Raw genomic sequence first — 7,625 nt, forward strand, 5'->3', positions numbered from 1 at the left:
GGTGGTCCGGTCACCAATGAACCGGACCGATAAAGGCACTGGCTTTTAACACGCTGTTGAGTTCTCAAGAAACGGACACCCACCGCGCCCGACCCGCTCTCGCGGATCCGTGCTCCGGGGCAACCCTTCTAACTTACCAGGTGATTCTCGGCTGTCAAGTTGATCCGGTGAAGATCATTTCGACGGTTGAGAGGCACCCAGTCCCCACACATCATCGTCCGACACGTCCGAAGAGCATCGGCTTGGATCCGTAGGGGTTCGCCCACCGAGCTGGCCGCCTTGCGGCGTCCTGCATCCCGTCTCGGGCTGACCAGACCATCGTACTACAGGCCGAGCGAGGCTCGAACCGGTTTTCTCTGGGCTGGTCCCCGGGGCCGTCCGCCTCTCGGCGTCCCGCATCCCCTTGGGCATGGATGACTTTAGGAGGGCCGCCGTGAAGCGTCAAATCGGGGATCCGCTGGGATACGGTTCGCTCCATCCTGCGTCCCAGGGAGGTCCGCTTGCACACGAGCGCCGTGGTCCGTTCGGCGGAGCGTCTGGTCGTGGCGGCGACGATGGGGCCGGCGGGGCATCACGTGCACGCCTGGCGCCTCACCGTCGTTCCCGGGCTCATCGAGGTACGGGCCGACGCGGACAGGTTCCCGGCCACCGGCGACCCGACCGGGCGGCGGCTGCATCTCAGCTGCGGTGCCGCGCTCGTCAACCTCCGCCTCGCCGCGGCGCAGGTCGGGTACGAGGCGGTGGTGCGGCCGCTGCCGGACGCCGGGCGCCCGTCGCTGCTCGCGGCGGTACGGCTCGCGGGCCGGCGCCGGATCACGCGCGCGGAGCGGCTGATGTACGCGGCGACGCTGCGTCCGTTCGCGCCGCGGCGGGGCGGCCATCAGGTGCTGCCGTTCGCGGAGCTGGCGGAGGCGGCCCGGCTCGAAGGGGCCGCGCTGCGTCGCTGCGCGGGAACGGCCGTCCTGACCACGTGCGGCGACTCCCCCGCGGACTGGCTCCGTGCCGGGCAGGCGCTGCAGCGGGTGCTGCTCGGTTCGGCGGCGTCGTTCCGGTACGGGGCGGGCGCCGAGGAGCTGCGCGAGGCAGGGCGGGTCATCGAGCCCGGCGAGGTGCCGCAGGTGTTCCTCGACGGGCTACCCGGTACGGCGGTAGGCGGACAGCACGAACGACAGGGGCACCGGGAACGGGTCCGGTAGTTCGGCCACACGCCGGCGCAGCTCTTCGGGTGCCACGTGGTGCGCGCTCGGTCCCATCGCCACCAGTGTCGCGATGTCGTCGTGGTTCAGGAGCGCCTCGGTCTCCAGGTGCTCCCGGGTCTCGGGTGTGAAGTGGCCGGCGAGCGCGGTGTCGACGCGTTCCGCCTTGCGTTCGTCGACGGACAGCAGGCCGAGTGCGCGCACCAGGGTTCCGAGGTGGCGTTCCGACGGAGTGACGGTGTGGAGCGTCCCGCCCGGCTTCAGCACGCGGTGGAATTCGGGCGCGTTGCGCGGAGCGAAGACGTTGACGACCGTGTCCGCCGCGGCGTCCCGTACGGGAAGGGGCCGCCAGAGGTCGGCGACCACGGCGCCGACGCGGGGGTGCGCGCGGGCGGCTCGGCGGGCGGCGTGCTTGGAGATGTCGAGTGCGATACCGGCCGTTCCGGGAGAACGGTCGAGGATCGCCTTCAGGTAGTGGCCCGTCCCGGCGCCGGCGTCGACGACGACCGCGTCCGTGCGGGCGGCGCGTTCGGCCAGGCGGTCGGTCAGGGCCGCGAAGTGGCCCGCGCCGAGGAAGGTCTCCCGTGCGCGGACCATCTCCGGTGTGTCGGCGGTGCCGGGTCTGGCGTTCCCGGACAGCAGGTTGGCGTAGCCCTGGCGGGCGATGTCGAACCGGTGCCCGGCGGTGCAGAGCAGCGTCCCCGCGTCGAGCTTCAGGCCCTCGGCGCAGACGGGGCAGGACAGGTGTTCGACGACGTCGGCCAGCATCCGTCCATGATGGCGGGTCGGCGGCGGGCCGGCCGCCGTCAGGCCTCGGCGCGGCGCCGCACGTCCTCCATGTCCAGCCCGCGGACCTGCTCGATCACGTTCTCCAGCGTCGGCGCGGGCAGTGCGCCGGGCTCGGCGAACACGATGATCCCGTCCCGGATGGCCATCAGCGTCGGGATGGAGGTGATGCCGAAACGCTCCGACAGCTCCTGCTCGGCGGCGGTGTCCACCTTCGCGAAGGTGATGTCGGCGTGCTGGTCCGCGGCCTTCTCGAAGACCGGCGCGAACCGCTTGCACGGACCGCACCAGTCCGCCCAGAAGTCGACCAGCACGATGCCGTCGCCCTGGGCCACCTCGTCGAAGTTGTCCGCGGTCAGTGTGACCGTCGCCATGTCGTCGTCTCCTCGCTCGGGGTATCGGTGGGGTAGAGCGGTGCCCGCCCCCGCAGTATTCCCTGCCCGGGAATCACCGGGGGGCGTCCGTACGTTGTGCCTTCAGGGAGATCGCACCGGAGAAGGGTCAGGATGACTGCAACCCGTACCAAGGGCGACAGGGTCGACGCCCCCGACAAGGACCTCGTCGGGGCCTATCTCGACCGGATCGGCCGTACGCCGCTGCTCGACGCGGTGGAGGAGGTCGACCTGGCGAAGGCGATCGAGGGGGGCCTGTACGCCGAACGGCTTCTGGAGGACGGGAATCCGCCGGAGGGCGTGACGCCGGAGGAGCTCGAGGAGCTCGTCGCCCGGGGCCTGCGCGCGAAGCGCCGGTTCGTCGAGGCCAACCTGCGGCTCGTCGTATCGATCGCCCGCAAGTACCCGACCGACTCGCTGCCCCTGATCGACCTCATCCAGGAGGGCAATCTGGGGCTGATGCGCGCGGTGGAGAAGTTCGACTACCGCCGCGGATACAAGTTCTCAACGTACGCGACATGGTGGATCCGGCAGGCGATCGGCCGTGGCCTGAGCCACACGGCGCGGACGATCCGGCTGCCCGTGCACGTCGAGGAGGAGCTGTCGCGGCTGCGGCGCGCCGAGCGGCAGCTGAGCCGCGACCTGGGGCGCGAGCCGAGCCGCGAGGAGCTGGCCCTGGCGGTCGGCGCGGAGCCCGAGCACGTCGACGAGCTGATGCGCTGGCGCCGCGATCCCGCCAGCCTGGACGCGACCGTGGACGACGCGGGCGAGACGCCGATGGGCGATCTGCTGGAGGACCCGGAGGCGGTGACGCCCGAGGCCGAGATCGTCGCGCTGGACGACCTGGAGGGGCTGGCGCGCCTGCTGGAGCGGCTGCCCGAGCGCGAGGCGGCGATCCTGCGGGCCCGGTTCGGGATGGACAGCGGGCAGCCGCTGTCGTACGCGCAGATCGGCGCCCGGTACGGCCTGAGCCACAACCGGGTGCGGCAGATCACCGACCGGTCGCTGCGGCGGCTGCGGCAGCTGGCCGCCGACGTCGATCCGGGCGGGCAGCGCACGCTTCCCGGCCCGGCGGCCCCGCGGCCGGCCGAGGCCGGCGGGGAGCGGATGCACGGCCGGCGGCTCCGCGAGCCCGCGCGTTCCAAGGCCGCCTGACCAGGTTCTCCCGCAGATTCCGCCGAGGGGGACGGCCCGGTGCCGGGCCGTCCCCCTCGGTGTGTACGGCCTTATGGCCGATACGGCCCATGGTGAGGCGCGAACCGTGCCATAACCTGGCGTCGTCCAATCAGTACGTGACCGATCAGAACGTACGGCCCACCCGTCACCGACAGTTCGCAGGGTAGATCTCCACATGTCCATGAACACCACGGGCGATCTCGACGCCTGGCGTGACCTTCCCGCCCTCCAGCAGCCCGCGTGGGACGACCCGGCCGAGGTCCGGGCCGTGACCGCGGAGCTGGCCAAGCAGCCCCCGCTGGTCTTCGCCGGCGAGTGCGACCAGCTGAAGCAGCGGCTCGGCGAGGTCGCGCGCGGCGAGGCGTTCGTGCTCCAGGGCGGTGACTGCGCGGAGACCTTCGAGGGGTCCAACGCCGACGCCGTCAAGAACAAGCTGAAGACCCTGCTGCAGATGGCGGTGGTGCTCACGTACGCCGCCAGCGTGCCGGTGGTCAAGATCGGCCGGATGGCGGGGCAGTTCGCCAAGCCGCGGTCCAAGCCGTCGGAGACGCGCGACGGCCTGGAGCTGCCCGCGTACCGGGGCGACGCGGTCAACGGCTTCGACTTCACGCCGGACGCGCGGCGCAACGACCCCTGGCGGCTGCTGAAGGCGTACCACGCCTCGGCGGTGACCCTGAACCTGTGCCGGGCGTTCACCAAGGGCGGCTACGCCGACCTGCGGCAGGTGCACGCGTGGAACCGGGACTTCGTGGCCGCGAGCCCGGCCGGTCGCAAGTACGAGGCGCTCGCGGGCGAGATCGACCGGGCGCTGACGTTCATGAAGGCGTGCGGGGCGAACCCCGACGAGTTCCACGGGGTGGAGTTCTACTCCAGCCACGAGGCGCTGCTACTGGAGTACGAGCGGGCGCTGACCCGGATCGACAGCCTCAGCGGCCTGCCGTACGACGTGTCGGCGCACCTGGTGTGGATCGGCGAGCGGACGCGGCAGCTGGACGGCGCGCACGTGGAGTTCCTGCGCCACATCCGCAACCCGATCGGGGTGAAGCTGGGCCCGACGACGTCGGCGGACGACGCGCTGGCGCTGATGGACCGGCTGAACCCGGAGGGCGAGCCGGGCCGGCTGACGTTCATCACCCGGATGGGCGCCGGGAAGATCCGCGACGCGCTGCCGCCGCTGATCGAGAAGGTGGAGCGCAGCGGGTCGCCGGTGGCGTGGATCTGCGACCCGATGCACGGGAACACGTTCGAGGCGCCGAGCGGGCACAAGACGCGCCGGTTCGACGACGTGCTGGACGAGGTGACGGGCTTCTTCGAGGTGCACCGGGGGCTGGGCACGCACCCGGGCGGCATCCACATCGAGTTCACCGGCGACGACGTGACCGAGTGCGTCGGCGGCGGCCACCAGATCGACGAGGGCGACCTGCACCAGCGGTACGAGACGGCCTGCGACCCGCGGCTCAACCGGGGCCAGTCGCTGGACCTGGCGTTCCGCGTGGCGGAGCTCTACCGCAAGACCCAGTAGTCGGGACGGGCGCCCGCGGCCCCGCCGCGGGCGCCTAGACCTGGACCTAGACCTCGACCTCGGCCCAGACGACCTTGCCGCCGGTGACGGGATCGGCGCCCCAGTCGCTGGCGAAGCGGTCGACGATGAACAGGCCGCGGTGCGACTCGTCCAGTGGGCCGGGGACGGTGAGCCGGGGCATCTGGGCGGCCCGGTCGCGGACCTCGATGCGGACCCGGCCGTTGCCGCGCAGCAGCCGCAGCTCCAGCGCGGTGCCCGCGTGCAGGACGGCGTTGGCGACGAGCTCGGCGACGATCGCGGTCACCAGTTCCTCGCGCTCCATCAGCGCCCAGGTGCGCATGGTGCGGGCGGCCAGTCGGCGGGCGTACTCCACGGCCTCGGTCTGGGGGGCGGCGCGCAGCGTGGTCTCGGTCATGGCGGCGCTATCCGGCGCTCGCGTCGCTCGCCCCGCCGGCCCCGCTGGCCCCGCCGATCAGGAAGCGGTCGAGCCCGGTGGTGCGGAGCACGTTCTCGACCCGGCCGTACGCGCCGGTGACGGTGAGCTCGGCGTTCTGGGCCTTGGCGTGTTTATAGGCCCGCACCAGCACGTTGAGCCCCGAGGAGTCGCAGAAGTCCACGGCGGTCAGGTCCACCACGACCTCCCGCTCGCCCGCGTCGATCAGCTCGGTGAGCCGTGCCCGCAGCTCCTCCGAGGAGTGCAGGTCGATGGAGCCGCGCGCGGCGATCGTCGCGCGGCCGTCCTGTCGTGTCGTGTGCAAGGCAAGCCCCACGCCACCCCACCTTACCGATTGTTGAGCTCCATCATGACGCCCGGAGAACGATGAGGGCAACGTCGTCGCCGGAGGGTTCCGGTCCGAAATCGCGTACCGCCCGCTGGATCCGGGCGGCCACCGCGCCCGCGCTGAGCCCGGTGCAGCCGGAGAGCAGGCGTTCCAGCCCGTGGCCGTCTCCCAGCAGCCGCGCACCCGAGCGCCGTTCGGTCACCCCGTCGGTGACGCACAGCAGCACCTGGCCGCGCTTGAGCTGGACGGTCTCGGTCCGGAAGTCCACCCCGTCGAACACACCGAGCAGCGGCTGCGGCGAGGAGGCCTCGGTCACCCTACCGTCCGGGTCCAGGATCAGCGGCGGCGGGTGGCCGGCGCTCGCCAGCTTGATCGACACGCCGTCCCGGCGGGGCCGGGGCGCGATCTCGCCGTGCAGCAGGGTCAGCAGCCGGCCGCGCTCGCCCTCGGCGAGGATGAGCCGGTTGAGGCGGGCGAGCACGTCGGGGACCGACAGGTTCTCGGCGGCCAGGATGCGCAGCGCGTGCCGCGCCAGGCCGGTGACGGCCGCGGCCTGCGGGCCGGTGCCGCACACGTCGCCGATGGCGAACCGCCAGCGCGCGGAGGCGGCCGTGGGGGCGCCGGGCCCGGCGGTCTCGAAGACGTCGTAGAAGTCGCCGCCGACCTCGCTGCCCTCCCCCGCCGGCTCGTACACCACCGCGACCTCCAGGCCGGGGATGTCGGGGATGGCGGGCGGCAGCAGGCTGCGCTGCAGCGCGCTGCTCATCGTCGTCTGCTCGGAGTACAGGCGGGCGTTGTCGACGGCGAGGGCGGCGCGGCGGCTCAGCTCCTCGGCCAGCTCGATCGCGCTGCGCGGGAAGCGGTCGCCGGGCGGGCGGCCGATCACGATGGTGCCGATCCGGCGGCCGCGGGCGATCAGCGGGAACGCGTAGGCGTGGTCGGCGGCGGTGGTGCCGGCGGCGGCGCGCACGTCCGGCGGGGCGGTGGCGAGCCCGTGCCAGGGGCCGGGCGAGTCCATCGGGGGCACCATGTCGGCGTGCTCGAGCAGCTCGCGCAGGGCGTCCGCGCGGGTCTCGTCGGCGTGCCAGACGTAGGCGAGCCGGGCGGCGCCGGAGTCGGCGACGGTGTAGACCGCGCACCAGGTGGACAGCCGGGGCACCACCAGCTGGGCGACCAGGGCCATGGTGCGCTCCTGGTCGAGGGTACCGGCCAGCAGGTCGCTGGCCTCGGCGACGAAGCTCAGCCAGCCGCGCCAGGATCGTTCCAGCTCGCCCACCCTGGCCTTCTCCAGGTTGAGCGACATCTCGTCGGCGATGCGGCCGAGGCGGGCGGCGGTGGCCTCATCGAACCGGCCCGGGGTCGACGACAGCGCGACCACGACGCCGGTCAGGCGCCCCTGCGCCTCCAGCGGGGCCGCGGCCAGCGACCGGGCCCGGAGGGCGGCGGCGATGGGGTCGGAGTTGTCGGAGGACACCCAGGGCGAGCCGGCGCGGGCGTCGGGGCCCAGATTGACCACCGACAGCTCGCCCAGCCGCACCTCGCCGGGCAGGCCCGCGGCGGCGCCGAGGACCAGCCGGCCGTCCCGCTCGGTGAGCAGCACGGCGGCGGCGTCGGCGTCCAGGGCGTCCCGGACGGTGGTGACGGCGCCCTCCAGCGCCTCGCGGGCGGCCGGGGAGCGCAGCATCCGGTCCCCGCCGGCCGGGAGCCCGCCCGCCGGGTCGCCGTCGGCGGCGGCACCCGCCGCAGGAGAACAGCGAGGAGACGCTGAACC

The 7,625-nt window shown here is 73.0% G+C and carries 8 protein-coding genes; 3 read left to right on the forward strand and 5 right to left on the reverse strand.

Annotated elements, in window-relative coordinates; all coding sequences use genetic code 11:
• Window positions 1-500: 500 nt before the first annotated feature.
• Complete coding sequence (locus AB0881_RS41430; RefSeq protein WP_366626389.1) at window positions 501-1,196, forward strand: hypothetical protein; 696 nt, start codon at window positions 501-503, stop codon at window positions 1,194-1,196.
• Here AB0881_RS41430 and AB0881_RS41435 read toward each other — a convergent pair.
• Together AB0881_RS41435 and trxA are read right to left on the reverse strand one after the other, a co-directional pair.
• Window positions 1,134-1,964 (reverse strand): putative RNA methyltransferase, encoded by an 831-nt coding sequence (locus tag AB0881_RS41435; RefSeq protein WP_366626390.1) that lies wholly within the window; start codon window positions 1,962-1,964, stop codon window positions 1,134-1,136. The two genes, AB0881_RS41430 and AB0881_RS41435, sit on opposite strands and share 63 nt — an antisense overlap.
• Before the next feature lie 38 nt (window positions 1,965-2,002).
• Window positions 2,003-2,356, reverse strand: coding sequence for a thioredoxin (gene trxA, locus AB0881_RS41440; RefSeq protein ID WP_366626391.1), 354 nt, complete (start codon window positions 2,354-2,356; stop codon window positions 2,003-2,005).
• A gap of 132 nt (window positions 2,357-2,488) precedes the next feature.
• Between trxA and AB0881_RS41445 the strand changes: the two genes are divergently transcribed.
• Both AB0881_RS41445 and AB0881_RS41450 read left to right on the forward strand, forming a co-directional pair.
• A complete protein-coding gene (locus AB0881_RS41445) occupies window positions 2,489-3,529 on the forward strand; it encodes a sigma-70 family RNA polymerase sigma factor (RefSeq protein WP_366626392.1) in 1,041 nt (346 codons plus the stop codon).
• A gap of 202 nt (window positions 3,530-3,731) precedes the next feature.
• Window positions 3,732-5,072, forward strand: a complete 1,341-nt coding sequence (locus tag AB0881_RS41450) for a class II 3-deoxy-7-phosphoheptulonate synthase (RefSeq protein ID WP_366626397.1) — start codon at window positions 3,732-3,734, stop codon at window positions 5,070-5,072.
• 46 nt (window positions 5,073-5,118) lie between these two features.
• Here the strand turns inward: AB0881_RS41450 and AB0881_RS41455 are convergent, their stop codons facing one another.
• From AB0881_RS41455 to AB0881_RS41465, 3 genes are read right to left on the reverse strand one after another with little or no spacing between them, the layout of a single operon-like run.
• A complete protein-coding gene (locus AB0881_RS41455; RefSeq protein ID WP_366626393.1) occupies window positions 5,119-5,487 on the reverse strand; it encodes an ATP-binding protein in 369 nt (122 codons plus the stop codon).
• A 7-nt stretch (window positions 5,488-5,494) separates the two neighbouring features.
• Window positions 5,495-5,830, reverse strand: a complete 336-nt coding sequence (locus AB0881_RS41460) for an STAS domain-containing protein (protein ID WP_366626394.1) — start codon at window positions 5,828-5,830, stop codon at window positions 5,495-5,497.
• A 43-nt stretch (window positions 5,831-5,873) separates the two neighbouring features.
• A complete protein-coding gene (locus AB0881_RS41465) occupies window positions 5,874-7,538 on the reverse strand; it encodes a GAF domain-containing SpoIIE family protein phosphatase (RefSeq protein ID WP_366626395.1) in 1,665 nt (554 codons plus the stop codon).
• Window positions 7,539-7,625 lie beyond the last annotated feature (87 nt).

This window comes from Spirillospora sp. NPDC029432, from assembly GCF_040703975.1.
Taxonomy (GTDB): Bacteria; Actinomycetota; Actinomycetes; order Streptosporangiales; family Streptosporangiaceae; genus Spirillospora.